This is a genomic window from Microcystis sp. BLCC-F210, from assembly GCF_042134685.1.
Lineage (GTDB): Bacteria > Cyanobacteriota > Cyanobacteriia > Cyanobacteriales > Microcystaceae > Microcystis > Microcystis aeruginosa_D.
This window is the reverse complement of record NZ_CP169647.1, coordinates 2766589-2792901: the sequence shown is the minus strand read 5'-3', so window position 1 is coordinate 2792901 and position 26313 is coordinate 2766589. Positions and strand designations below refer to the sequence as shown.

Below are 26313 nucleotides of genomic sequence, written 5' to 3'. Positions count from 1 at the left end.
ATTGGGAGCATCTCACCTTTGCAATAAGCATAAATACTTAGTAGAAAAATAGGCTTTTCGAGGGTAATTCTTGTTTTAATTCTCCATGTACGCGGTCTTTAAAAGCCTCTATTTCGTTCCAAGACACGATTAAGAGTGGCTTTTAGGCTAAGTATAATTACTCATCGCGTAAGTGAGATGCTCCCAAAAAATTAAACTAGAAGCTATCAAAGAAAATTTTCCAAATTTGAAAAAGATGCAGGAATTAAAGGAAGAATTTAGAAAGATTTATGAAACCTCAGAGAATCCGACAGAAGGACTGCTATCTATCTCAGAATGGTTGGCAAAATCCTCCAGTGTTTTTACCAAGAGTTGTCAAACAATCCGAAACTGGTTTGGAGAAATTATTAGTTATTTCGAGCGAAGGACCACGAATGGGGTGGTCGAGGGAATCAACAATAAACTTAAACTAATAAAACGGAGAGCCTATGGCTTTAGAAACTTTCGGAATTTTTGGGTTAGAAGTATGTTATCTTGGCATCTTGTCTGTTGATTTAGCATAAAGGGTAACGAAGAGCCGAAATTCTTAACACATACACACCATCCAAAGCCGTTTCTTGAGCGATTAATTCCAGCTGACGCTGATAAGAAAAGCCTTCCTCTGTTATCTCTAAGTTATAGTATTTATTGACCTTAAACTGATTAAGAACCTTACCGACTCTCAAAGCTATCTTATCTTGACCCTTTAAAGCTCTTTTCTCCCTTTGAGTCGCCTGAACAATCAAATCTAGTTCCTTCTCTACCGCCTCTAATAATGCCTCTCTTTGTAGTTGATTTTTCTGGGCGATTAAAGGATTCCGACAAGCAATTAATCTTTCGTCGGGATAATCTTCACTCTCAAATTCCACCAAGTTTACCTGCTCAAATAATCCTAATTGAATCACTTCTACCTCAGCCAGTTTCCGAATTTGAGGCTTAGTTAAACCAGTAATATAGTCTAATCCTTCTATGGGTTTTACTAATTCCTTGATTTTCGAGTTGGTTAAAATTCCTCTATCGCTTATCCAGACCACATTCTCAATCCCCCAACCCTTTCTGACTTTCTCAATTTGTCCGCTTAAAGTAGCACCATCTGAAGTGTTTCCTTCAAAGACTTCTACCGCTATCGGACAACCCTTAGCTGAACACAACAAACCAAAAACTATCTGAGTTCTCCCTTTCTTTTTATCTCGGTTATAACCATATTTTCCCAGTTCACAACCATCTCCTTCTAGGTAACTAGAAGTGACATCATACAAGACTAATGTTCCTGATTCTAAGTGTTTAAGTGCTAGGTGCTTCTCAATTTTCTCTTGTTTTTCTAATAACCAATCTAAGGCGTTATATAATTCGTCTTCATCGGCTTTCTCTAAGTCTAACAATTGTCCTAAACTCTGACTGCAAGTTTCGCTATTAAACCCTCTCGCTGTGGCTAATTTCGATTTAGGATTGATGATTCTTGCCACAATCATCGCCACGACTAAGTTTCTGATTCGTGAGGATTTTTCACTGATTATTTTATCTAAACCTAATTTTTAAATCGTCTCTAAAATAGCCATTACATGACCGTGAGGAAGACTTCTAATCACTTCAAAATGATTGGGAATGCCTTCATTCATGGACAGTGTTGCTCCTTTAAGAGCCAGTTTTAGATTGTCGATAATATTATCGGGTAATTTTGAGAGATTGGCCAGGGTTCTTTTTTTGACTTGATCTCCTTCTCGGTAGGACTCCCGAAGAAGAACAGCGGGGGGGGGGAATTACGGTTAGGAACTTTTTCTATATACATGGCTATCATTTTAGCAAATAGAGAGAATTCTTGTCCATTAAGAAATGTTACAAATTACATGGGTATATTGAGAAAAGTTAAGGGGGTGCATCCATTGATGGATAAGGATTTTCGGCTATTATGGTATATATGTATGGGGGGAAGTTCAGATATAAGGGTTCCATCCCTTATAATCCCCGCGCATTGCATAACACAAACCAAAGAGCCCTGTTTCTATTGTACGCTATTTAGATGCTGAACAGCTTAGTTCCAGAAATTGATAAATAATTTGGCGCTGAATCTCTGAAGTTCCTGAATATAATTTACTTCCCAGAGCATCTCTTAATTCTCGTTCAATTTCAAATTCGGTTAAGTATCCATAACCACCATAAATCTGAATGGCATCTAAACAAGATTGAACCCAAGACTCGCTGATATACAGTTTAGTCATGGCGGCTTCCATTAAGATAGACTTTCCCATTTTTTTTAACCATCCTACCTTATAGAGTAAAGCCCTAGAAGTTTCCAGCCGAAGCTTCATATCGACTAACTTAGTAGAAACTAATTGAAACTTACCAATTGGTTGACCAAACTGTTTTCGTTTCTTAGCGTAGTTAACACAACTTTCGAGTAATCGCTCCATCGTACCAACTGCACTAGACAAAATAAATCCCCTTTCCCATTCCATACTATGGGTAAATAGCGCAAGTCCTCCCCCTTCTTTACCTAGTAAATTTTCCGCAGGTACTGAGCAGTTTTCTAGGGCTAGCTCACCTAATTGAGTGGTTCTCAATCCCATTTTAGAAATTTTTCGCTTTAGGATACAGCCGGGAAAATTTTCTTCAACAATAAATCCAGTTACTGCTGATTTTGCCTTGGCAGGATCGACAGTAGCAAAAACGATATGAATATTGGCAATTGGCCCGTTAGTAACCCAGTTTTTCACCCCATTTAATATATATTTATCTCCTTGTTTTTCGGCTACTGTTTTTATATTATAAACATCTGAACCCGCTTCTGGTTCAGTAATAGCATGACCTCCTATCAGTTCTCCTCGACAAAGTCGAGGCAGGTATTTCTGCTTTTGTTTTTCATTGCCAAAGGTTAAAATTGGTAGCATACAAGCCCATAAATGAGCATTAACTGCAAAAATTAAACCATTATCTTTACTTCCTAAACCTAGAGCTTCTAAGGCGTATATAGTGGTCAATATATCTAATCCCATTCCTCCATATTCTTGAGGAATTGGCAATCCCTGAATTCCAAATTGTCCACACTTTTTCCAGCCTTCCCAGTTAAAAGCTTCGCGAGAATCTAAATCAATCAATTCACAATCCAACTCTTGATGAGCGAATTCGACAACTTTCTGATGTAATTGACGTTGCTCTTCTGTCCAAGAAAAATCAATCATATTTTTTATTAAACCTCTAAAATTACTAGAATAAATTTACTCAAGATCTTCAGTTTTTTCATTTCCGTTGATTTCCTGTATTTTCTCAAACCCCCTGGCTTCTTTCGATGAAATCCAGTTTTCCCACCAGTATAAAACAAATCCGATCATTACGATAAAAGAACCAGCTGTACCACCAATTAAACCAATTTTAAGATCGGGAGAAGTCGGTTCATCTTTATTTGGTAAGTTTGGACCTCCAACTAATTGAACTGGTGGATAAATAATATCAATATTACCCTTGCTTAGATCTAGCTTAGCCAAAGTAGCAGAAAAGATCGCCTGAGAAACATCGACATCAGCCTTAAGACTATCAAGCTTAGATTTTTCCTGAGTCAAAACTTTTAATTGCTTCTCTAATGTATTCAGTTGTCGAGTAATTTCTTGAATCTGAGCTAGAGTAGCTTGTTGTTCAGCACGAGTAGTTACCAAATCTTTGAATAGGTCTTGTCGAACTGTTGTTAATTTAGGATCGAGAGTTATGGATGCTAACTTGATTAGTTCTGTCTGAGAAATTATCCTTCCTAAAGTAAGATTAGCTCGCTTCTGTAAAGCAACCAGAGCATAATTTAGTTCATTTTTTTTCTCGACAACTAGGGGATGTTCAGCACCTAATTGAGACAAAAGATCAGATAAATCCGTATTTATTTGACTATAAACTTGAAACTGTTGCTGATAGACCTGATCAGCTTTAAGCGTATAGGCTGCAGCTACTTCTTCATCAGAAAAATCCACATCTTTTGTCAATTGCTTGAGACGTGCTTTTGATGCTTGTTCTTGGGCAAACAATTGCGCTTTCTGCTGACGCAGAGTTTCTACATTAGTAGCTAGAGCTTGAATCTGATCTTCAGAACTCAAGTTGGCTTGAGATCGATAATTAGCTAGCTTGTTTTTAGATTTGCTTAGCTGTTGGCGAACTGCCTCTAGGCTGTCCCGAGTTTCTTTAGCTCTTCTTTGTAGCTCCTTCTGTCTCAATTTCTCGATTTCTTCACTCAGAACTTGATAAAGAGCTTCCGATTTTTTCTGAGCTTGTTCCGGGGTGTCACCGGTAATCTCAAAAGCAATAATTGCGCTATTGTCATCAGTCGTAATATCTGGCTCACCAAAGTCATCAACTGATAGCTTAACTAATTTAGCTGCTCTAGCTAAAACCTCAGGGCTATTCGCTAGATAAACATAATCACTTCTAATATCTTGATAAGGCTGTGGTCTGACACTAGCTGAACCCTGGTTACTGGAGGACGCTTGACCAACCTCTGGTATATTGATATCCACCCCGGGATTAGTACCGAGAACCATCAGTCCCCATTGGCTAGTATAGGTAGGGGGAAGAAGTTCTAGATAAGCCCATACTAAACCCCAAACAGCACCATTACTCAGCAGCCAAATTCCCAGGCATTTTAGCCACCAAAGCCATCGCTGGTGTTGGTCGGATGACAGTTTTTTTTTCTTAACAATTTTCATCGTCGATTTTGAGAATTTATGTTAACGGCGAAAAAAGAGCAAGAAAGGATTAAATGGGCTGAGTATATCTCCTACAATTTTAAAAAAGTTACTAATATTTTTTGCCTTAGAATCATAGCAAGCAATCCCATCATAAGGCATGAGAAAGGGATTTTTTTGATCATCTAATGATGATTGTAATAATTTCTCTACCGGTACGGATAAAGTTTTTTCTGAGTTAGCTATTGGTTGCGAACGTACTAAAACGGCCGTTCTATCGGCATTGCTCACAGAAGTTCCTCCAAGACATTGAGCAGCGATCACCACTTGCGAAAACCGCGTTCCATAGGTGAAGTTGACCGCATTTTGCTGGCTTCCTTGTACATTCAATCTTCCTTCGGTCGGGTCTGTAAGATTGGAGATATATAGAGGAATTTGTTGGGGAGTAATTTGGGAGGGACGTACTAATTCTTGTTGGAACTTGCCCAGACTGGGAACGATAATCTGATCTCCCGCTGCCAGGGGGACATCTAACACTGGTTCTCCAGTTAAAGTTCCCCGCAGATCTACTGTTCGCCAAGTCCGACAATTTCTGACAATCTCGATCTTGTCAATCTCAGCAGTGGGTTTGACTCCGCCAGCAGCTTGTAGAGCTGTTGTCAAATAACGATTGAGGGGATTGTCCCCAGGAGCATTGGTGAAAACTGTTGCTGTGCTTGAGGTGGTATTTTTCTGGTTAATCAGAAACCGACCCGGTTGGAAGACTTCACCTGTAACTGTCACTTGGATTGGGGAATAATCCAAAATTTGTACGCTGACGCGCAACAAATCGGAGCGAAAAAATTTTTTTTCTAGCAAAACTGTACGTAGTTTGCTGGCAAATTCTTCCGCTACCAGTCCAGTCACAGGCAATGGCTCTAAATAGGGAATTTCTAAGTTACCTTCCTGGTTAACTTCATATTGTCCGCTGAAGTCTTCTCCACCCTTTCCGGGTATGGTAATTTTTATCAGGTCGCCCGGGGACAAAGGTAAGCCTCGAGATATTCCTTGATTGAAGACAGGAGAAATACTGGCTGTCGATGGCTGGCAAATTACTGGGGAGTTCGGTACGCTATCAGTCGCTGTCGCTAATTGAGAGAACAGTACAGTTGGCAAAATTAAACCAAGAGCGACAAGGCCGCTATCTCTGGGATTAATCAGGAATTTTCTCGGTTTTGGCATTTGTTTTAGTATGGTTAATGACGAGAGTATAGTAAGTAGTCGTGCAAAATAAATTTCCTAGTGAAGAAAGGCAAGAGGCAAGGGGCAAGGAGGGGGTTAGATATGTGTAATTAATTTTGCTTAGGTACTTATTCTTATTGACTCCTTATCTTCTCCCTTCTTATTCTACACATTCTTGAGGATTTTTATTTGACTAGTCCCGATTGGCTTGATTGCTTGGCTTTGAGTTAGTGCTTAAGAAAGAGAGTAATAAATTTTCATAGGCTTGGAGGTCGAGTTGATTAGCAAAAGCTGCCTGATATCGCTCCCAACTGGCTTGTTTCATTTTCTGGAGTTCTTCTTCATTATTGAGCAGTTGCTCAAGCTGATCCGCACAATCTTCTTCATTTTTGAAATAATGAGCATTTTTGCCAGCTACCCAGCAGTTAAAGGGATTCTCATGGGCTAGAACTGGTGAACTAGCACTGAGAGCCTCTACTAATGAAGGATTTGTTCCTCCTACTTGATGCCCATGAATGTACAGCCTCGTGTAAAATCGTAAGGACTGAAGAGTTGGCTGATTATAGATAGAACCGAGAAAAAGAATTTCTTCGCTGGCAGTTTCTAAAACTTTTTTATGATAGGAAAAATCTTCGGGAAGGTAGCGTCCTAATACAACCAGTTTATAACCTCGCTTTTTTTGAGAAAATGCCGCAACAATTTCTAGAATTGAGTTTTCTGGCTCTGGTCGGGCGACGATGAGGGCATACTGATTGGGCAGCAGTTGATAAGGTTTTAGTAATTCTGTATTTGCTGATAAAATTGGTTCAGTTCCATAAGGAATCATCGTAATTTTATGAGGACTAATTAGCTGGGACAAATGGTCTTGCATAACTGGGTGATCGGCAATGACATGGTTCGCCAGCCAGCAACCCATTTTTTCATTAATATATAACCAAGCTTTTTGCCAAAGCTTCCACTTTTGGCGTTTCCACTCTAGCCCATCCATATTCATTAAATTGATTTTTCCTTTCAGGCGATACCAGAGACTAAAAATAGCGGTATTGTAGCCTAATACAAGGATTAGTCCCTGTTCTCGGGCAGCTTGTTGAGTAGATTTCCAGTCAAAGAGAATTGACATTAAAGGAGTGCGAGCAGGAACCGAGACGTGGACGAGTTCAATCTTCTGCCAATATTCTTTTCCCGCTTTGTCCTCGGATTCACAATAGACACTCACCTGCCATCCTCGACTCGCAAGATAGAGTGCCAGCCTTTCAGCGAAGGTTTCAAAGCCTCCGTATTGGGCTGGAATACCGCGAGTTCCCAAAATTGAGAGTTTTTTTAACATTTTCTTAAGTAGTTGCCTCTGTCCACTGATTTTAATTACTCAATTATTATGGTTCAATTTTTTTCTAGTTCTCAACTATCGCCACAAGTAAAGGAGGTACTAATTTATTTGCGAATCATCCAAACTGCTAATCCCAGAACTGAGCCGTTAGGTGAACTTCTTTCAATTAAAGTCTCTTGGACTTGAACAACTTCAAAAAAGGACGAGAAGGCTTTTTCCAAATCCCGCAGCATTCTTTGGCGTTGTTTTTGAATCTGTTCTGAGTTTTGATTACCGTTTTTGTCGATGCCATAAAAAATTAGAAACCGCGCACCAGACTTTGAACAGGAGACAACTGTCCTCGCATAATCTTTCCAAGAGACTTGAGAAATTCCATGCAGACAGCCCCGATCTATGAACACATCAAATTGAGACGACTCTAACCCTGACTTCTCTTGGCAAATATCAACATTTCTCAATTCTAGTCCTGAAATCGATTGATATTTTAATTTAGCTTTTTCTATAGCGGATTGAGCAAAATCAATACCAACAACTTTAAACCCATTTTGAGCTAACCAAGCCGCAATTTCGCCACTTCCACAGCCAATATCAAGTACAGATGAGTGCGGCAGAAACCATTCGCTCTCAACCGCGGCTTGTAACTCCTTGGGAATTCCGGTAATTCTCCAATCTGGCGAGTAATCTGGACTAGACCATTGCTTTTGCCAATTTTTTCGGCGATGCTGGTAGAACCAGTTAGGAAACAGGTGAGCCAAAAGATGATTTTTCATGCTTCGTAAGAACTTAATCAGTTTTCTAACCATAGATCACCTTGTGATAAAAGTAATGTTGGTGGTGTAATTATCTAGCAATGTTCTTGTCGCAGTAAAGCTCTATCAATTTTGCCGGTGGAGGTTTTCGGTAAGGTTGGACGGAACTCAATTAGACTTGGTAGCATATACTTAGGTAGGCGCTGGGAACAGAAAGACAATAAATCATTAGATTTTAACCCTTTTTCCCCTGGTTTAACAACCACAATCGCTTTAATCTTATTGCCAATTTCTTCATCAGCAATAGCAATAACCGCTGTTTCTTCCACTTGTGGATGGCTGTAGAGGATGGATTCAATTTCCCCCAATTCAATACGATAGCCTCGACTTTTGATTTGGTTATCCCGTCGGCCGAGGTAAAGATAGTTGCCATCAGCAGCTTGACAGACCAGATCACCAGTACGATAGACAGTTTGTTTCCCCAGACGGGGATGGAGAGGATCGCTGACGAGGACTTGTTCGGTTTTTTCTGGACTTCCCCAATACCCAGCCATCAAGGAGGGACTGCGGACATATAGTTCTCCTACTTCCCCGGGTTGAGCCAGCTTTTGCTCCTCTTTAACGGCAAAAACTTCTGTATTTGCGCAAGCTTTGCCAATGGGTAGAGCTTCGACGCAATCAGGTGCGATTTTCTCCACTTCATAATAGGTACAGACGTTAGTTTCCGTAGGCCCGTAAAGATTATAATATTTAGCCCGAGGAATTAAGTTCATTAACTGGCGCAGGTATTTAATGGGAAAAACTTCTCCAGCAAACAGGATAGTTCTCAGATGAGGAAATTGATGTTCTTTCAAGTTACCCCTGAGTAAAAGCTGCGTCAAGATCGAGGGAACTGAATACCAGATTGTAATTTTTTGTTCTTCGATAAATTTGGCTAAATTAATCGGAAAAACGGATAATTCTTGAGGAACGAGGATGATAGTCCCACCAGCTTTGAGCGTAGCAAAAATATCAAAAATAGAGAGATCAAAGTGAAAAGGAGCGTGGCTAGAAACTCGATCCGTTGGTTGCACTTGAAAACATTGATAAGCCCAATTAATAAAGGTTAAAGAAGCTCGGTGACTGATGGCCACTCCTTTAGGAGTACCTGTTGAACCCGACGTATAGAGAATATAAGCTAAATCGTTTTCAATCACATCTAGATTGCGGGAAACCGCAGGTTGTTCCAAAACTTCCCGCCAAGTAATAGTGAGAACTTTTGAGTTGTTTTTGAGAGACTCAATCGGAATCCGATCTTTAAAAATTAAGCATTTTAGACAAGAGATGTCTGACAAAACATTTGATAAGATGGTCAACGGCTTTTCCTCAGTCACCAGAGCTTTTAGATCACAATTTCTGAGAATAAAATCTATTCTTTTAGCGGGAGCAGATGTATCGAGAGGGACGTAAACTGCTCCCGCTTTCAAAATCCCTAAAATAGCGATGACTGCTTCAATGGATTTTGTCAGGTAAATCCCCACTCGCTCGCCTCGACTAATTCCAGATGCGCTCAAGGTATTAGCTAGCCTCGTTGAGGCTGTCTCTAGGTCGCCATAGGTTATCTGGCTGTCTTTAGAGATGACGGCTGTTCGCTCTGGAAAATAGTTGGCACTAACTTCCAAAAGCTGCTGCAATAAATAAGCCATATTATAAGAATACCTCAACTAAATAAGCTTAATCTTCCCCTCAAGGAGTGACAACGGTGTTGAAGCATAGGCTGGGTCTGGTCTGTGAGGAAGCTATCGCTGCTCTTGCCGCCAAGCCGTCAAATTAATCGACTCCCTTGTTCTCTTTTTTGGGAAAATATCAGAGTTTTTCCCGACACCCCACACACACCCTGTCTTGTTTTTTTAGCCTTTTGTCACCCCGTCGGAATCCTACCACAGACTTACCACAGAGTCAATGGCACCGGCTGGTTAAAGAACAGCAAAAGACGATTCAAGAGTTAGAAACGATGCTTTGTCCCTTATTCACCCATGATGCTTAACTATCATGCCTACAAACCACGATATTGCCGTTCGCTTATTCCTCCAGCTCTCAGTCATCTTACTGACCTGCCAAATCTCCAGCAGAGTCTTTCACTATCTTGGTCAAACGCGAGTAGTCAGTGAAATGATCGCTGGAGTTCTTTTAGGTCCCTCGTTCTTGGGTTTGATCGCACCGGATGCCCAAGAGTTCCTCTTTCCCAAGACCCTCACCTTAGCACTAGGGGGGAGTACGATAGACATAATCCATCCCTCCATGACTATCCTGTTTGGTCTGAGTCAATTGGGACTTGTACTTTATATGTTTCTAATTGGGCTGCAATTCAACGTCGGTATGCTCAGCGAGCATATCAAGGAAGCGTCTCTCCTCTCTTTGTCAGGCATTCTCGCACCGCTGCTACTTGGGGGTGGCTTGGGGTTTCTGTTATCCACTAATAACAGTCTATTCCCGCAAACGATTGTCCCATGGCAAGCAGCCCTATTTATGTCCTCTGCCATGGTCATTACTGCCTTTCCCATGCTGGCTCGGATTATCTATGAAAGTGGCTTAACCAATAGCAAAATCGGGACTTTAGCCATTAGTGCGGCCGCCTTTGATGATGCCGTCGCTTGGGCAATGTTGGCAATCATCTTGGCTACCAGTAAAAACTCTCCTGTTCTGATACTTATGGCCTTGGGCGGAACCTTGGTCTATGTAATCACGATGATGTTTGTGGGTCGGCCATTATTTCGGCTGTTTAGTCAGGCCACAGCGGCCAACAAGGGCGTGACACCAGAAATCATGATTGCTTTACTGTTTACTTTGATGCTCTCTGCTTGGTTTACCGACTTAGTTCGGATTTATGCTATTTTCGGAGCCTTTATGCTAGGGGCGGTCATGCCAAGGGGGGTGTTTGCCAAACAAATTAGCGGTTTCATCGAATACTTAAACGTGACTTTGCTACTGCCAATGTTCTTTGTCTATTCTGGACTGAATACTCAGATTGCACTGCTGGCACAATCTACCTTGATAGGGATAACGATTATAACGATTGTCATCGCCTTTATTTGTAAAGGGGGTGCTTGTCTATTAGCCACTCGCATCGGGGGTTCAACTTGGCGCGAAGCTGGTTTAATCGGGTCACTAATGAACGCTAGAGGATTAATGGAGTTAATTTTGGCTAATATTGGCCTGGATAATAATATTATTACTCCTGCCTTGTTTACCATTTTAGTTCTGATGGCAATTGTTACCACTGTCGCTGCCTCCCCTTTATTTAGATTGTTGTCGGCGAGACAGAATTCTTAGAAACCTTTGCCGATTCAAAAATGACGTACACCACTAGATGGGATGCTCTCACACGGTGATTTCGCGATAACTAAGGCGCAATTGGCATCCCGCTCTCGAAAACTATCTGCTTTCTCTCATCGTCAAACAAACTGAGGTAGAACGAGTGACAGACTGCCATTAACCACCGACCCCGAAAAGCCCTTGACGATCGCAAGCCCTATGCTGTATTCTTTAACCATTTAGGTACTGGTGTACTTCAAACTTGAATTAGCCCTTGTTCAAGAATTGCCATCAAGAAAAACTTGATGTATATTGATAGGTATCCTTAGAGGGCCAACCCTAAATCTCGAAAAATTAAAGGCTTAGTCTATGAAAACCGATGTTGTTATTATTGGTGGCGGACCTGGTGGTTTAACCAGTTCTATTCTTCTTGAGCAGGCAGGAATTAAATCCGTAGTGGTTGAAAAAGAGAAATTTCCTCGTTATCATATTGGCGAATCTTTAACAGGGGAAGCCGGTAAAACCCTACGTCTTTTAGGACTTGAAGACAAAATGCAGTTTTCTGAGTATCCCATTAAATATGGTGTCAGGGTTTATGGAAAAGAAGGAAAAAATTCCTTTTGGGTTCCAGTGATGGCTAGGAATCCAGAAGGAAAATTATTTCCCACTTCAACCTGGCAAGTTCGCCGCAGTGAGTTTGATCAAATGCTTTTAGATAAGTGCTTGGAAGTGGGAACAACCTTTATTCATGGTGAAGCTATTAAACCCATTGGAGATTCTTCTGAAATCAAAGGAGTAAGCATTCGTCAAAACGACGATACTATTCTTAATATTGAGTCTTCCGTCTTGATTGATGCTTCAGGACAGGGAACTTTTTTGGCAAACAAGGGAGTCACTGGCAAAAAAATACGCGGAAAATATGACAAGCAAGTTGCTATTTTTTCCCAATTGAAAGGAGCCTTACGAGATTCTGGTAACGAAAAAGATAATACTCTAATTTTCTATCGAGATCAGTTTCACTGGGCATGGTTTATTCCCCTTGATGACGAAACCGTTAGTGTGGGAGTCTCTGTTCCTACTGAATATTTTCTATCAAGAAAAGAAGGCAAACAGGAATTTTTACAGCGTGAACTTCAAGAACTCAATCCACAGTTAGCGTTACGCACTAAAGACTGTGAGTTGACCGAAGAAACCCGATCAATTACGGCCTATTCTTATGAGGTAAAAAACTTTACTGGAAAAGGTTATTTATGTATCGGAGATGCCCATCGGTTTATCGATCCAATCTTCTCTTTTGGGGTGTACTTTTCCATGAAAGAAGCCGAGTTTGCCGTTGAAGCAGTTAAGGATTTTCTCCAGGGTAAAACATCGACCCAGAGTAATCCCTTTGCTGACTATGAAAATCTTTGTCAAAAAGGCATGGATACCATCCAAGACCTAATTGATGGTTTCTGGAATAATCCCCTGGCCTTTGGCTATTTAGCCCATTTTCGTCACAGGGAAGACATTATTAATCTGTTTGCGGGTAGGGTTTATGATGAGACTCCTTCTCAAGGATTAATGGCTCTACGTCAGCTTAATGCTAGTGCTGTACGATCTGCCCGAGAAAATAAGGTTTTAGTACAGTCATCAAAAGCTTAGTCCATCAAGGAGTGAAAAATGACATTGGTTGCACAAGACATAGAGCAGAAAATTAAAGCTCATATTACCGAGCAATTTATGTACGATAAGCCCGAAGTGATCATCAATGATGATCTCCAATTAGTTGAGCAAGGTATTATTGATTCGGTCGGCATTTTTCAGATGATTGGTTTTCTAGAAGAAACCTTTGGGATAGTTTTTAATCCCGATGAAATATTGCTGGAAAATTTTGAAACCATTAAAGCGATCAGTGATTTTGTTAAGGCTAAGTTTTCATAATTAGGCAAGGGAGACTTCAACTAAAGACGATGAAACATCCAGAGATTTGGGAATCTGTTAGGACTTTGATGAAATTTCGTAACCAAGCTCCTCCTTTAGTGACCGTGGAACGAAAGGGCAGTCTTCCCCTTTCCTTTCCTCAAGAGCGGTTATGGTTTTTAGACCAACTGAATCCTGGCAGTGTTGACTACAACGTTCCCTATGCCTTTCGAGTCCGAGGTGAACTGAACGTTGAGGCCCTAGAAAAAAGTTTTTCTGCACTGCGACTGCGGCACGAAATTTTAAGAACCACTTTTCCCAGTTTAGAGGGTCATCCCGTCCAGGCGATCACTCCGTCCGATACTCAATCTCTGGTCATCGTTGACTTGACAACCTATCCTGAATGCGATCGCTTTTCTCAAGCCCTACAACTGGTAAAGAAAGAAGCACAACGCCCATTTAATCTGAGTACCGGTCCTCTGTTTCGAACCACCCTGCTGAAATTGTCATCAGATAATCACTTTATTCTGATCACTTTGCATCATATTATCTACGACGCTTGGTCGGATGGCATACTTTTTCGGGAGTTAGGGGAACTCTATCAATCCTATAGCAGTGGACAACCGGATACCTTAGCCCCTCTGTCTATACAATATGCTGATTTTGCTGTGTGGCAACGGCAATGGATTCAGGGAGAATTTCTTAATAGCTTGCTGGACTTCTGGAAGGGACAGGTCAGGGAGCTGCCGTTACAGCAACTGCCTGTTGATCGATTGTCCTCTGCCATGGTGTCGAGTCAACGAGCGCGCTCAGTTATCATCCTACCTGAAGACTTGACAAAAAAACTGAAATCTTTCACCACTGGCGAAGGGGTCACTCTCTTCATTACCCTCTTGGCCGCTTTTAAAGTCCTACTTCATTTCTATCTTGGTCAAAATGATGTTTTTTTGTGTACTCCCGTTGCCAACCGAAACCGCAACGAAATTCAGAGATTAATTGGTTATTTTGCCAATCTCATGATCTACCGTACCGAACTATCGGGTGATCCCAGTTTTCGAGAACTTCTTAGTCGGGTTCGCTACCAGAGTTCACAAGCTTATGCTTATCAAGATCTGCCGTTTCAATTATTAGTCAGCCGGCTTAACCTTGTCAACGTTCCCCTCTCTCAGATTCTCTTTGCTCTGCAAAATGTCGTTCTTAAGCCCCTTAAACTAGGAGACCTGAATATCACCCCATTGGAAGAAAACAGAGGGACAGATTTCGATCTGTTTCTATCTATGGAAGAAGATAAAGACGAATTGAGTGCAGTCTTAAAATACAATGTGGACTTGTTTGACGAAACAAGCATTGTCCAAATGCTCCAGCACTATCAAACGGTGCTAGAAAATGTTATCGCTGATCCAGAACGGCCGATTTCCCAACTGTTACCCCTAACAGAAACCCAAAACCAACAACTGCAAGAAAAACGCAATCGCCAGCAAGTTTTAACAAAATCTCACCGCCAAACTTCCCCAAACCTCGTCAAACCCCAAGATCAGTTAGAACTGGAACTGATCCAAATTTGGGAGGACATTTTCAACAGTCATCCCCTAAGCATGACAGATAATTTTTTTGAGCTAGGGGGTAAATCCTTACTAGGTTTGCGTCTATTAAATCAAATTGAGGAAAAATTTGACCGAAAACTGCCCTTAAATACCCTAGTTGAATTTCCGACCGTCGAGCAATTAGCCAAGGTTCTGCGTCAAGAAAAAATTGCCCTTCCTTGGACTCCCATCGTCCCCCTGCAACGCCAAGGGGAGAAAACGCCCCTATTTCTGCTACCACCAGCCGCTTGTACTGCCTTACATTACGCCCACTTAGCCAGTTATTTTGCTCCCGAACGACCGGTTTATGGACTAGAGCAATTAGGAATGGATGGACAAGGGAAACCCCACGAAAGTGTAGAAGAAATGGCGACTTACTATCTGGAGCAAATTCAGGCGATACAGCCTCACGGTCCCTATTTTTTGGGGGGGCGTTGTATGGGAGGGATTGTCGCTTTTGAAATGGCACTCCAGTGGCAAGCCAAAGGGGAAACAGTAGCTCTATTAGCCATCTTCGATACCCAAAGTCCCCCACGGTTAAAACCGAGAAATTTTAGCTATTATGCGAGGGAACTCTGGAAGCGATCGCGCAATCCCAAATTTCTCTTCAGTTATCTGCAAAATTTCCTGACCAAAACCAAAACTACCCTGTCTAACGATCCTCAAAGCCAACAAATTCAGGCGGTTTATGACAGCCATTCCAGGGCTAGGAGAAAATACATTCCTCGACAGCTTTTTTCGGGAACGATTGACCTATTTAAAAATAACCAAGAAAGTCTGGACGCGCAAGAAGAATGGAAAGAACTAGCCCAGGGGGGCGTTAACTACCACATCGTTACTGGAGATCACAAAACTATGTTAGAAGAACCCCAAGCTCAACAATTTGTCGAAAGCTTGAAAAACTGCATTGAGCAAAGTAGTCTGGCTCTGGAGACCTTGCCATGTCCTCAAAAAATTTGCCCTTAGCTAGCTTACCTATCTTGCTAGGTCGTAACGGATTTTTTTGGCTGACGGTTAGTTTATTAGCTAGTCTTAGCTTAGGAATGGTTGATTACGGACTAGCAAGGTTCTTGCAGCTTTTGTTGAGGTTTCTAGGTCTGACTTCGGAAGAAACTTATCTCTTAGGAGGAGGCTGGAACTGGCAGCCTTCCCTGTGGCAGTTGTTGCTTTTGTTTTTAGGACTGGGAATTTTTCGAGGAATTGCCCAATTTTGGGCTTACCAGGGTAATGATTGTGTTTACGAGACTATTAATACACGCTTGAGACTTTTTGCCTTGCATGAAATCCTCCATAGTTCATCTCAAAAATATATTTCTGCTACGGATACAAACTCTAGAGTAGGTGAAGTTTTCCCACAAACAGCGTGGTTTTTTTGGTACACGGCATGGGTGCTTTCTTTTGGGATTGAATGTCTGGTTTTATTAGGGGCAATGTTGTCTTTAGCTTGGCGAGAATCTCTGTTAGCCAGCTTGGGGCTAGGGTTGATCGGCTTATTAGTCTTAAAAATCAACCACCGAGTTCGGGCTGTTGCCACACAAATTCCTGAAGAACAAAAAGCTCTGGTAAGCGGAATTGAACGCATCGCTCGCAACTGGCTTTTAGTCCGAGTATTAAGAACAAATAAACGAGAATACAACCATCTAGTAGAGAAAACTTTAAACTATTATAACAATTTCCTCAGGGCTAAATTTTTGGGGAACTTTGGAGCAGTAATTCCTTTAATTTTAGGTATTTTTCTCCTGGTCATAATTATTTTTACTAATATCAGAATTTGGAAAACACCTGGAATTAAGCTGGTTGCTTGTCTCTATCTTTTTGGCAGATTTTTAAATACGTTTTCTCGTATGGGAAGGGGGTTTGGAATGATGAATTCTGTCTTTCCTTACTGCAAAATTTCTCTGGTTTATTTAGCCCAAATCGATGCTAAAGAAATCTCGGCAGCTTTGCTGCCGATTGTCTCAGGAAAATCAACAAAAACTTCAATCAGTTTCCCAGAAAATTTTGCTCAATCCCCTGACTCATCTAGGGTTGTAAATGAAACTCCATCGCTTCAACCGCCACCTAATATTGAACTGAGAAAGGTTTCTTTTGCTTATCTTCCCAATATTCCTCCTGTCCTCAGGAATATTTCCCTGGCGATTAAGGGGGGAGAGCAATTAGGAATAATCGGCAGAAGCGGCTCAGGAAAATCTACCCTACTGGGCTTAATTTTAGGAGTGCTTCAGCCGAGTAATGGGAAGGTGCAAATTGCCGGTATCAATGCCCAAGAATTTTTGGCTCAACCTCTAGTTCAGGTGGGTTATGTAGGAGCAGAACCTTTTTTGATAGAAGGCAGTATTAAACATAATCTAGACTATGGTTCACGAAAACCTTATTCTATAGAAGAATACCGCCAAGCTTTAGCAGCAGCAAGTCTTTTAGAGGTGGTTGATCGCCTTCCCGATGGACTGGATTATCGACTTACCGACAACAGCCAAGGACTATCAGCAGGACAAAAACAAAGGTTAGCCTTAGCCCGCGCTCTCTTGAGCAAGCCTCAAATCTTGGTCTTGGATGAAGTTTCTGCCAATTTAGATGATGAAACTGAAGCAGAAATTGCCAAGGAACTCCTAGCTTTAAAAGGATTGTGTACAGTGATTATTGTCTCTCATCGACCTGGTATTTTAAAGTTTGCTGATACTATACTAGAGTTATCCACCTTGCAAAAATCTATTAACACCCTATAAAACCTTTGGCTCTCTTGGATTTGTTGGGTAAAATGTATTCTAAGATACAGTCCTGCTGGCGAGGGAGTGGAAGGAACCACAGGGACACAGAGGACATAAAGATCGATCCTATGTAAGTTGAACTTATCACACAGAACCTAGAAGAGCCAACCTTTTTGTCGGTCATCCAATAGGAAACAAATTTCTTCGGCATAAGCTAGTGCTGCTTCTCGCCAGATCGAGCGAGATGGGCTGTCGGCTATTTCTTGAGGCAATCGATTTAATACTATTGAGGCTGCTTGTTGAGGACGATCGGGATTGACTGAGATCGCCCCCATTGCGCCTGTTTCTCGCGCTGCTTGATTTTTTTCGCTGACAATCACCCAGCGTCCAAAGGAAGCTGCTTCCGCAATCGGAAAACCAAATCCTTCTCGCTCGGACAGAAAAACTACTGCCGTTGCTTGTCGATACCATTCAGCCAAGGTGGGATCGTCTACATAGCCATGATAATAAACCCAAGGTAGATGGGCGATTCTCTCCAGAAAAGCCTTACCGCTAGCTTGAGTCGAGCTGTTCATCCCTCCTAGTAAATGCAGTTCCCAAGGTTGACCGCTTAATTCTCTGAGGGCGGAAACTAAGGCTACTGCTTCAGGAAGGCACTTAGCTGCCGGATCGATTCGTCCGACAGATAAGAGGAAAGGAACTTTGGGTGCTAAAATTTCAACGGGTGCGAGATTGACTAAGGGGGAATCACTGCCATTGGGAATGACTATCAGCTTACTTTTTAGTTTTGGCAGGGAACGGTATTGCCAAAGGGCCTGTTCAGTCGCCTGACTGATGACGATAATTTTCTTGGCAAAAAGCAGGGAGGTATCCAAATAAATGGCGGCTCGCAAGGCCGTTTTCAGGCGGCTGCCATATTTAGCGGGTTCAGCCCACTCATTGACATCGTGGAGTACGGCTAGAGTAGGAGGATGCCAAGGTAGTATAATGGGGTTGGACAGCCAAGCAACTGTTTCTAGTTCCTTGCTCCGGCAGTAACCGCTAAAACGGGTGGCAAACCAAGCAAATCGTTGGCTGGGATGGTAATCTAAAGGAGGGAGAGGCTGGACAATATCTTTTAGGTCTTGGAGTGCCCGGGTGTGATGAATAGCATTCGGAGAACCCAGGATTTTCACCCTTACTCCTCTGGCCATCAATTCTGTTACTAATGGAGGTAACAAGCGATCTAGGTATTTTCCAATCCCTAAGCTTGGTCCGAGATAGTGAGCGATTAGCGCAATTGACATTGAGATAGAAAATGAATTTAACACTTGTAAATTGTTTGCAAACTATTATAGTCTGAGTTCTATTACAATAATTTTCGTATATTGTTAGTAGGAATTGTTCACTGTTTTGGAATGCCTTTAATACAATAATACTGATCTAACTACTTTTGGATTCTAGCAGGTCTGGCCATGAATAGTTACACAAAAAAGTAGAGTAAGGTAATACCAAAATCAATGATGATGCACAAAATACAAAAAATGGTCATTAATTTAAGTTTCTAAAGCTCATGTTCATTAGCAATCAAATAGTACGAGAAGATAGACGAAAACCACAACTGCCTTTTTGGCTGATTGTTGTTTTGATTGTCTATCTACCTTTAGAAGAATTTATTCTCAAATTACTCCCTCTACCTATCACTGTTATTGCTGCGATTCGCTCACTACCTGAATTGGTCTGTTATTTGTTATTTTTCGGTTTGTTATATCAAATCATTACTCGGAGATGCCGATTTAAAATAACTGCCATAGAAATTCTTTTTATTGGATTTTTTATCTGGGCAGTTTTTTTGATTATTATTAGTCACTTATTTTTTCAAGCCTCTTTGTTTGGGGGAGTTTCAGGTTTGAGAACTCTGGTTAGATTTGTATCGGTATATTATTTGCTCGTAAACCTTGAGCTGTACGATTCTCAAATTTACCTAATTCTACAAACAATGATCGGTATGGGAGTGTTAGAGGGTCTAATCGCTATGGCTCAATTCCTTGGGGGATCTCCAGTTAAAAAAATATTTGAAACCACAAGTGTTAAAATGGAATCTTTATTGGGAAAAGCGCCAATTGCTTTTGTAGGATTTGAAAAAAAAGGATCAGTGTTTGGCACTTTTTCTGATGCAAGTGTAATGGCTTTGTTTTTTTTGATTCCTGCTATTTTGGCAGTAACTTTGGTGATTTACTGGACTTATATACACCCTAAAAAGCGTTATTATTTATTGCCAAATTGGCAAAGAATTATAGTTTTGTTTTTGATATACTTCGGGATAATTTCTAGCTATAAAAGAGCAGTTATGTTGATGGCATTGCTTTTGCCAATATTGGTGATTTTTTATTTAGGTAGACCTAGAATTGCAGCTTGGCTAACTTTACTGTATGGAACATTACTACTGGTTCTATTTTGGGGGATTATGCTCTTTAGTTTTAATATTGATCAAGCTTTGTCTAATAAGTCTATTCGTAAAGAAGGACAAGAAATTAAAACTTATTTAATACAACTTTTTACGCCCGAATACTGGAATAGATCTATAGAAGGCTCCCGGTTATTTTTTATGAAAATATCTTGTGGTAATGTTCTGGGAAGTGGTTATTGGTATGGACTAAGTCCCGATGAAGATACAACAGTTGAGCAATTAGTTAAATTAACCAATAATACCAGAGATAAAGTAAAGTTCAAGGAGACTTCTCTGTACTTTAAAGATGCTTATTGGTGTGCTATGATATCTTTCTACGGGGTTCCGGGTACTTTAATTTATCTGCTAATCCTTTATCAACTGTACCGTCACACTCAAGCTGTACGTCAAAATGCTTCAGGAGTTGTTGAAAAATTACTGGGAGTATCTGGAAGTATACTAATCCTGCTCTATGGAATTTATTCCTTAGCTGAGCAACTTCCAGAAGCTAGAACCTGTTCTTTTTATTTTTGGACGATAGCTGGTTTAGTTGTCAATGTCCATAACCGACAAAAAAGTCTTAAGTCTTAAGGAAAACCCAGTTAAATTGAAATCTCATTGAAACTATGAACATCTGGTCAAATTCTAAAAGCAAACTTAAACTCAAAGGATTAATTTTAACTATCCTAATAGGAGTAAGCGCTTGTGCATCGGGAGCTAAGAGTCAACTGAACTATGATCGAGATTTATCTCAATCTTCTTCTTTAGTAACCAGTGCTTCTCTTGCAGAATCTAGCCGCTCGTTATCGCCAGATTTTATGTGTTATAACACTAACCCTTTATTATTTGACTCTTGGACGGAGCCAGCTTTAGTCAAAGCGGTAAAGCAACTGAAACCAAGAGTTCTGCGGTTTCCTGGAGGGACTATAGCAGATTTTTGGGATTGGCAAAGAGGCGGCATTTTAGCAGATTTAAGTAATATCAATGCTCGTCAATATCCTGGTATATTTAGAAGTTCAAGAGTGCGCCAATATACAGCTAGTAAACTAGAAGAAGTCAAAGCGGGATTGACGGCAACCCAAACTAAACCTTTATGGGTTCTCAACATTTTAACCTCTGACCTAAGTTCTCAGTTGGCAATGTTGCGAAAAGCCAGAGATTTAGGGATTAATGTTGACTATATTCAAATTGGAAATGAGACTTATTTTGGCTTACCAGATAATCTCAGGCTTTTTCCAACTTCTGATGATTATGCAAGGTTGGCTAGGGAGTGGACTAAGGCTGTAAAGAAAGAGTTTCCCAAAGCGAAAGTAGCAGTAATTAGTCCGAGTCATAATTATCTCGAGCGGGGTAATAGGAGAGATACTCGCATTCAGTTTTGGAATGATAGTGTTTTGGCAATAGCTTTGCCTGAATCGGATGCCATAGCTTTTCATTTATATTATGACACTAATATAATTCCCAACAGGCGTTCCGAGACAACTTATCCTTTTTTTACTCAGGAGGATGTACCAATCATTTTGAGTTTACCATTTTTTAATTGGCAAAAAACTAAAGCAAATTCGCAATTTCAAGCTGTTTCTAACAGCAAGGAGATATGGATTACAGAGTACAACATCATGGAATCTCTAGAACCAATGGAAGGTTCAAGTCCTAAGCTAATCGGCACTTGGTCTCATGGGTTACAAAATATAACTCTGAGTTTACTATTCTTAGAAGATTCTCGAATTAATTTAATTTGCAATCATGTCTTAGTAGGAACTTCACAATTTGGAGCGATTTTAGCTGATGAAAAACAAATTGGAATTAATTCTTTTATTAATCCCTCTCAACCAATGAAGGCTGCTCCTTTTGGTTTATCGGCTAGTGGTTCAGCTTTGCGGCTACTAGGTGAGGTAATTGAGAATATGACTGAAGCCAGAAAAATTAATTTTTCGACTAATCCAATGGTGACGGTAAAAAATCAATTTAAATATCCTTCTTTACAGGGATGGCTATTTAATAATAGTCTGGAACGTCGGGCAATAATTATCAATTTATCATCGGAAGTTGTGGAAGTAAATATTGATTCTGTTTTTGATAAATCCGTTGATTATGAACAAGTTTCGGGGCATCCCAGAGATTTAGTGGCTAAACCAGGAATCTTAGAGGAATCTAAAGGTACTGCTTCTAAACAGATTCAGTTACCTGCTTATTCTGTCACAAAACTGTCTTCTCTAAGATAACTTAAATTAAGATATTAATCTCATCTGAATAAACTAAAAAATGCAATGAATACCATCAAAGTCAAACTACCTAATTTAGTCATAGCAGGGGTTGTAAAAGGAGGGACAACTTCTCTTTATACCTATCTGTCCCAACATCCTAATATTTGTGCATCTTCAGTTAAAGAAACTTGTTATTTTTCGGTTTTCCGTTATGGTCAATTAGATTCTCGATACCGTCAATCGGTTTCTCCATTTAATCAATATAAGAGTTATTTTAGTCACTGTCAAGAACAGAAATATATTATGGAAGCTACTCCAGGATATTTTGAAGGAGGAATGAGCGTAATCAAAGAAATTAAAACTACTTTAGGAGAGGAAGTGAAAATTTTAATTATCTTGAGAGAACCGATAGCAAGACTTTTATCTTTCTTCAAGTATAAAAAAAGTATGTTAGCTCTCGACAAAAAATTGACAATAGAGCAATACATCAAGCAATGTGAATTATTGAGTTATTCGGAAAAAATCAAACAAGAAAATGATACTTACTGGGGTCTTGATGGAGGATTTTATGCTAATTATTTAGCCGAGTGGTTGGCGAGTTTTGGCAAATACTTAAAAGTTATTTTTTTCGACGATTTGCAATCGAATTCCCAAGAGTTACTAGCAGATATTTGCTCTTGGTTGGAGATTGACTACGAGAGTTGGCAATTGAGTTACTTAAAAGTAGAAAACAAAAGTATTAACTACAAAAATCAATTCTTACAACGTCTAGCCTTGACAATTAACCAGTCTACGGAACAGTTTTGGAGAGGGAATCCAAAGATAAAAAGTCAAGTTAGAGAGATTTACTATCGGATTAATGGAATGCCCTATAGTGACGAGTTGAAGCCAGAGACACTAGAATATCTTAAAGAACTGTATAAACCCTATAATAAAAAATTAGCTGCACAACTAATCAGCGGAAATCATCCTGTTCTCCCTCAATGGCTTCAAACTGGAGTTTAGACTAGACTGTACGGTTTGATGTCAGGGGAAGCACATTAAAAGGTTTTTCGGTTTGTGTTATGCAATGAACGGGAGTTATAAGGGATGGAACCCTTATGTCTGGACGGGAGCATCTCACCTTTGCAATAAGTAGAAATGCTTAATGAGATCAATAAAAAAGTTAAAAAAGGCAACCATTTAGATAAGCACAGCGATGACGAAGGACTTGCGGTACATTACCAGATTCCCAACTTGCACCAGTAATTTTGAGACGATGAGCAATTTGTTTAATTTTTGATTCAACAGAGCCAGAGCCGATAGAAATGCCCTCTGCCTGCAAATAACCATAATTGACAATTCGATGTTTATGCTTGTTCAAATAAGTAATAAAATTCTCAACTTGCGGCTCTGACCATCCTTCACAACAAGAGATAGCGGCGTCCACGTCCCCCTTCCATAGAAAACATTTTACCTCCTCAATTCGCTGGAATGACCCGCCAACTTTATAGAGGTTTTCGATTAAATGATACCAATCCAATATTTCAATTCTTTCCTGTTTCTCTCCGATCTCACGAAATAAATTCCAGATACCATCATGTCCATCTCCTAAACAAATTAAAGGCTTGGCCAAAACTTGAGAATTAACCAAATCTAATAAAGCTGAGTTATCTTGAAAAAAAGCCGCTACCCCCAGTTGATGAAAACTCACTGCTTTATAATCACGCCAAATTAAGGCTTTTCCCTTGGCAGTTCTTAGTCGTACCTTACCGCCATCTAGGCTCATTTCTTCCACTTCCACTTCTGGGTTAGACGGTAATTCTTCAAAAGCATAGCGATGTACGAGGCGTTGTTGGGTACTGTGAGAAACAGCAATCCCTGTCAATGATTTGATTTTCTGCGCCGATTTCTCGTAGGATTCATCGCCACTTAATAGCAAACAGTTCTTCTCTAACATTGGACTCATCTGAGTCCGAGGCTTTACTTCTAACTTCTTCGCTTGTTTTTCTGTAATTGGTAATTCCCCCAAAATGCTTTTCACTTTTCTCGTCCGACCGGCGGTTTCTTCTGTGCTTGTTTTGACAAAAAAATACCGATTTCTGGGTTAACATAATGAATCATTAAATCTCTAACAGTCTCCTCTATCTCTCCCAAGTTATTAAATTTCTTAATTTGGGATTGCTCATAGAGACATTGCCCTAACTCTTGACATAACTCTTTAATTCTTTTTTCATTTTCTGATAACATTGAATTATTCCTCCCATCGAGAGCTATTCTGAATTGTAAGTTATAACCATTATAATCTCATTTCTCTTTGTGATCAAGTTGAAGATTTTCTAGTTTTTGACGGTTATAAGTATTAATACTTATTGCATAAGTGAGATGCTCCCGTCATCTTTGGAATAAAACCACTTGTGAAGTCCAATTCTATCTCAGTTCTCTCCCTGCTGATGCTCAAAAAATAGGTAATGCTATTCGTAAACATTGGGGCATTGAAAATCAGGCTCATTGGATTTTAGATGTTACTTTTAATGAAGATAAATGTCGGATTCGCTCGGGCCACAGCCCTCGTAATGGGAGCCTTCTTGAGACGAGTAGCACTTAACGCTCTTAACCAGGAATCCACTTACCGACGTAGTCTGGCACAAAAAAGTAAACGGGCGGCCATGGATAATAACTATATGATGGCTGTGCTGAAAGCCTTTTGTCAAGCCTAATTGAGATGCTCTTACCCTGCTGAGTCAGCAACAATGAGACTATTAACTTCTAATTGTTTTTGATATTCTACTGCTATTTGACCAAAACATGATGAGTCTGCTTGGTTTCCTGATGCTAGTTTTAAAAATATTGGGATGTCTCCATCTCCTGAACATATCCTTTCTATGATGAACTGTTTTAAGTCCGGCCGATGGTCACGAGAATAACCATAAGTGATGGTTATTTCTTTTGGTGATTTTACTGCTATTTCTTCTAATTCTTGGTTATTTCCTATTTTTTGACTCTCAAATATTACTTCTGGTAAGCTAGTGTTATACTGCCCATGTACGTGCATTGATGATGAGTCTAGATGTGATGTTGATAGTGATACTCCAAATTTTTTGGCGGCTTTTACTGCGATGATAAAAAAGATTGTATCTAATCCTTTTATAAATAGTTTATCCATGACTCTCCCCAATTTATCGTCGTTGAGATATTCTGGTTTTACTCCTGTTCCTATTAGATGTTCACAGGCGATTGTTTCAAAATATTCGGGAAACATATATAAGGGTTTGGAAACAAATCCTAACCCGTTGATTATCATGGCTTTTACTACTTGACCTGCATTTACTTTTTCGTCTTTTTCGACTCCTATCAATTCGTTTATTATTTCTACTATTCCGATTGAGTCTATTATTCCTGCCACTATCCCTAGATGGTCTATGTTCTGAATTCCTATTTCTTGGGGTTTTAATTTCACAACAGATTCCTCCACTACTTCTATTGTAATCAATTATTTCTTGTTTTCTGAACAATTATTTTTTTCTCTTGAATTTTCTCTTTCTCGCTCCATACCCCTTTTAATGCTATATATTCTCATTAACCCTTTTAACCTTTGAATTAATTTTAGTTACTATGTACTACTTTGATGGCTTTTTTGATCTGTGACAGTTGAGGGTGCGGAATGTGGGATTTATAACTGTGAGTTAGGGATAGGTATAGCTGCTTCTTAAAAGTTGCCTAAAGATTAATCAAGTCAAGGATAATTTATTCTCAATTTTTATAATTGAGATAGTTTGTGCCGCTTAAATAAAGAGGTTTTGATAACCAAATTAAAGCAGCTCTAAAGAGTTTTGAGTTAAAAGTTAAACTTCAAGTCTTCATTCAGGACAAATGTACTGCTTAACTAATTTTTTGGGGAAAATTAGGCTCTTCTCGACTTTGTGTGATAATTTTTGCTTATGGAATCGTGAAATGTTGACTGAGAAGGACTTTTACGACTATTTTGCCGAAGAAACTATCAGCATAGGCTTCGTTTCCACACATAAACCAGAATAGCCAAAATTAGTTAACCCATCACTATAACATATAATTAATTTGCAAGAGTTCTATAGAAAAAGTTCCTAACCGTAATTCCCCCCCCGCTGTTCTTCTTCGGGAGTCCTACCGAGAAGGAGATCAAGTCAAAAAAAGAACCCTGGCCAATCTCTCAAAATTACCCGATGATATTATCGACAATCTAAAACTGGCTCTTAAAGG

The 26313-nt window shown here is 40.0% G+C and carries 17 protein-coding genes and 3 pseudogenes; 10 read left to right on the top strand and 10 right to left on the bottom strand.

The features are described 5' to 3' along the window. Positions 1-184: 184 nt before the first annotated feature. Positions 185-532: pseudogene (locus tag ACE3JL_RS13415) on the top strand (transposase); the annotation flags it as partial. A gap of 25 nt (positions 533-557) precedes the next feature. Here the strand turns inward: ACE3JL_RS13415 and ACE3JL_RS13410 are convergent. The 7 genes and pseudogenes from ACE3JL_RS13410 to ACE3JL_RS13380 all read right to left on the bottom strand — a co-directional run. Continuing rightward, positions 558-1807 (bottom strand): annotated as a pseudogene (locus ACE3JL_RS13410) (IS1634 family transposase); the annotation flags it as partial. A gap of 223 nt (positions 1808-2030) precedes the next feature. Beyond that, positions 2031-3197, bottom strand: a complete 1167-nt coding sequence (locus ACE3JL_RS13405) for an acyl-CoA dehydrogenase family protein (RefSeq protein ID WP_375327692.1) — start codon at positions 3195-3197, stop codon at positions 2031-2033. Between the two features lie 36 nt (positions 3198-3233). Next, entirely contained in the window at positions 3234-4535 is a 1302-nt protein-coding gene (locus tag ACE3JL_RS13400; protein ID WP_375327691.1) for a GumC family protein, read from the bottom strand. A gap of 186 nt (positions 4536-4721) precedes the next feature. Then, positions 4722-5900, bottom strand: a complete 1179-nt coding sequence (locus ACE3JL_RS13395) for a polysaccharide biosynthesis/export family protein (RefSeq protein ID WP_375327690.1) — start codon at positions 5898-5900, stop codon at positions 4722-4724. Between the two features lie 193 nt (positions 5901-6093). Further along, positions 6094-7227, bottom strand: a complete 1134-nt coding sequence (locus ACE3JL_RS13390) for a DUF1972 domain-containing protein (RefSeq protein ID WP_149979537.1) — start codon at positions 7225-7227, stop codon at positions 6094-6096. A 104-nt stretch (positions 7228-7331) separates the two neighbouring features. Beyond that, entirely contained in the window at positions 7332-8030 is a 699-nt protein-coding gene (locus ACE3JL_RS13385; protein WP_375327689.1) for a class I SAM-dependent methyltransferase, read from the bottom strand. 41 nt (positions 8031-8071) lie between these two features. Further along, on the bottom strand, positions 8072-9661 hold the full coding sequence (locus ACE3JL_RS13380) for an amino acid adenylation domain-containing protein (protein WP_375327688.1): 1590 nt from the start codon (positions 9659-9661) through the stop codon (positions 8072-8074). Positions 9662-10007: 346 nt separating this feature from the next. Here ACE3JL_RS13380 and ACE3JL_RS13375 point away from each other — a divergent pair, with 346 nt between their 5' ends. The 5 genes from ACE3JL_RS13375 to ACE3JL_RS13355 all read left to right on the top strand — a co-directional run bounded on the left by ACE3JL_RS13375 (position 10008) and on the right by ACE3JL_RS13355 (position 17478). Then, positions 10008-11288: a cation:proton antiporter gene (locus tag ACE3JL_RS13375; protein WP_149979540.1), complete on the top strand. Its 1281-nt coding sequence runs from the start codon at positions 10008-10010 to the stop codon at positions 11286-11288. A 351-nt stretch (positions 11289-11639) separates the two neighbouring features. Then, entirely contained in the window at positions 11640-12911 is a 1272-nt protein-coding gene (locus tag ACE3JL_RS13370; RefSeq protein WP_149979541.1) for an NAD(P)/FAD-dependent oxidoreductase, read from the top strand. A gap of 18 nt (positions 12912-12929) precedes the next feature. Continuing rightward, complete coding sequence (locus ACE3JL_RS13365; RefSeq protein WP_149979542.1) at positions 12930-13190, top strand: acyl carrier protein; 261 nt, start codon at positions 12930-12932, stop codon at positions 13188-13190. Between the two features lie 29 nt (positions 13191-13219). Beyond that, positions 13220-15718 (top strand): condensation domain-containing protein, encoded by a 2499-nt coding sequence (locus tag ACE3JL_RS13360; RefSeq protein ID WP_375327687.1) that lies wholly within the window; start codon positions 13220-13222, stop codon positions 15716-15718. After that, a complete protein-coding gene (locus ACE3JL_RS13355; protein WP_375327686.1) occupies positions 15694-17478 on the top strand; it encodes an ATP-binding cassette domain-containing protein in 1785 nt (594 codons plus the stop codon). Before ACE3JL_RS13360 ends, ACE3JL_RS13355 begins: the two co-directional genes overlap by 25 nt. A 137-nt stretch (positions 17479-17615) precedes the next feature. On the opposite strand, the gene ACE3JL_RS13350 is transcribed toward ACE3JL_RS13355, so the two are convergent. Next, positions 17616-18746 carry a glycosyltransferase gene (locus tag ACE3JL_RS13350; RefSeq protein WP_375327685.1) on the bottom strand — a complete coding sequence of 377 codons (1131 nt, stop codon included), beginning with the start codon at positions 18744-18746 and terminating at the stop codon, positions 17616-17618. 266 nt (positions 18747-19012) lie between these two features. Between ACE3JL_RS13350 and ACE3JL_RS13345 the strand changes: the two genes are divergently transcribed. From ACE3JL_RS13345 to ACE3JL_RS13335, 3 genes are read left to right on the top strand one after another with little or no spacing between them, the layout of a single operon-like run. Continuing rightward, positions 19013-20479 (top strand): hypothetical protein, encoded by a 1467-nt coding sequence (locus ACE3JL_RS13345; RefSeq protein ID WP_375327684.1) that lies wholly within the window; start codon positions 19013-19015, stop codon positions 20477-20479. 35 nt (positions 20480-20514) lie between these two features. Next, positions 20515-22113, top strand: coding sequence for a hypothetical protein (locus ACE3JL_RS13340; RefSeq protein WP_375327683.1), 1599 nt, complete (start codon positions 20515-20517; stop codon positions 22111-22113). A 45-nt stretch (positions 22114-22158) separates the two neighbouring features. Further along, a complete protein-coding gene (locus ACE3JL_RS13335) occupies positions 22159-23100 on the top strand; it encodes a sulfotransferase domain-containing protein (RefSeq protein ID WP_375327682.1) in 942 nt (313 codons plus the stop codon). Between the two features lie 160 nt (positions 23101-23260). On the opposite strand, the gene ACE3JL_RS13330 is transcribed toward ACE3JL_RS13335, so the two are convergent. Then, a protein-coding gene (locus ACE3JL_RS13330; protein WP_375327681.1) for an ISKra4 family transposase occupies positions 23261-24324 on the bottom strand; the annotation gives its coding sequence in 2 pieces (ribosomal slippage) (positions 23261-24168 and positions 24168-24324; 1065 coding nt in all). A gap of 142 nt (positions 24325-24466) precedes the next feature. Between ACE3JL_RS13330 and ACE3JL_RS13325 the strand changes: the two are divergent. Beyond that, a pseudogene (locus tag ACE3JL_RS13325) lies at positions 24467-24794 on the top strand (ISAs1 family transposase); the annotation flags it as partial. An 11-nt stretch (positions 24795-24805) separates the two neighbouring features. On the opposite strand, the gene ACE3JL_RS13320 reads toward ACE3JL_RS13325, so the two are convergent. Continuing rightward, positions 24806-25534 (bottom strand): IS1634 family transposase, encoded by a 729-nt coding sequence (locus ACE3JL_RS13320; RefSeq protein ID WP_375327680.1) that lies wholly within the window; start codon positions 25532-25534, stop codon positions 24806-24808. Positions 25535-26313: the final 779 nt, after the last annotated feature.

Bases quoted from the DNA above. Each gene is read 5' to 3' on its own strand.
- ACE3JL_RS13405 (WP_375327692.1), bottom strand. From the start codon at position 3,197: ATGATTGATTTTTCTTGGACAGAAGAGCAACGTCAATTACATCAGAAA.
- ACE3JL_RS13400 (WP_375327691.1), bottom strand. From the start codon at position 4,535: ATGGTTCTCGGTACTAATCCCGGGGTGGATATCAATATACCAGAGGTT.
- ACE3JL_RS13395 (WP_375327690.1), bottom strand. From the start codon at position 5,900: ATGCCAAAACCGAGAAAATTCCTGATTAATCCCAGAGATAGCGGCCTT.
- ACE3JL_RS13390 (WP_149979537.1), bottom strand. From the start codon at position 7,227: ATGTTAAAAAAACTCTCAATTTTGGGAACTCGCGGTATTCCAGCCCAA.
- ACE3JL_RS13385 (WP_375327689.1), bottom strand. From the start codon at position 8,030: ATGGTTAGAAAACTGATTAAGTTCTTACGAAGCATGAAAAATCATCTT.
- ACE3JL_RS13380 (WP_375327688.1), bottom strand. From the start codon at position 9,661: ATGGCTTATTTATTGCAGCAGCTTTTGGAAGTTAGTGCCAACTATTTT.
- ACE3JL_RS13375 (WP_149979540.1), top strand. From the start codon at position 10,008: ATGCCTACAAACCACGATATTGCCGTTCGCTTATTCCTCCAGCTCTCA.
- ACE3JL_RS13370 (WP_149979541.1), top strand. From the start codon at position 11,640: ATGAAAACCGATGTTGTTATTATTGGTGGCGGACCTGGTGGTTTAACC.
- ACE3JL_RS13365 (WP_149979542.1), top strand. From the start codon at position 12,930: ATGACATTGGTTGCACAAGACATAGAGCAGAAAATTAAAGCTCATATT.
- ACE3JL_RS13360 (WP_375327687.1), top strand. From the start codon at position 13,220: ATGAAACATCCAGAGATTTGGGAATCTGTTAGGACTTTGATGAAATTT.
- ACE3JL_RS13355 (WP_375327686.1), top strand. From the start codon at position 15,694: ATGTCCTCAAAAAATTTGCCCTTAGCTAGCTTACCTATCTTGCTAGGT.
- ACE3JL_RS13350 (WP_375327685.1), bottom strand. From the start codon at position 18,746: ATGTCAATTGCGCTAATCGCTCACTATCTCGGACCAAGCTTAGGGATT.
- ACE3JL_RS13345 (WP_375327684.1), top strand. From the start codon at position 19,013: ATGTTCATTAGCAATCAAATAGTACGAGAAGATAGACGAAAACCACAA.
- ACE3JL_RS13340 (WP_375327683.1), top strand. From the start codon at position 20,515: ATGAACATCTGGTCAAATTCTAAAAGCAAACTTAAACTCAAAGGATTA.
- ACE3JL_RS13335 (WP_375327682.1), top strand. From the start codon at position 22,159: ATGAATACCATCAAAGTCAAACTACCTAATTTAGTCATAGCAGGGGTT.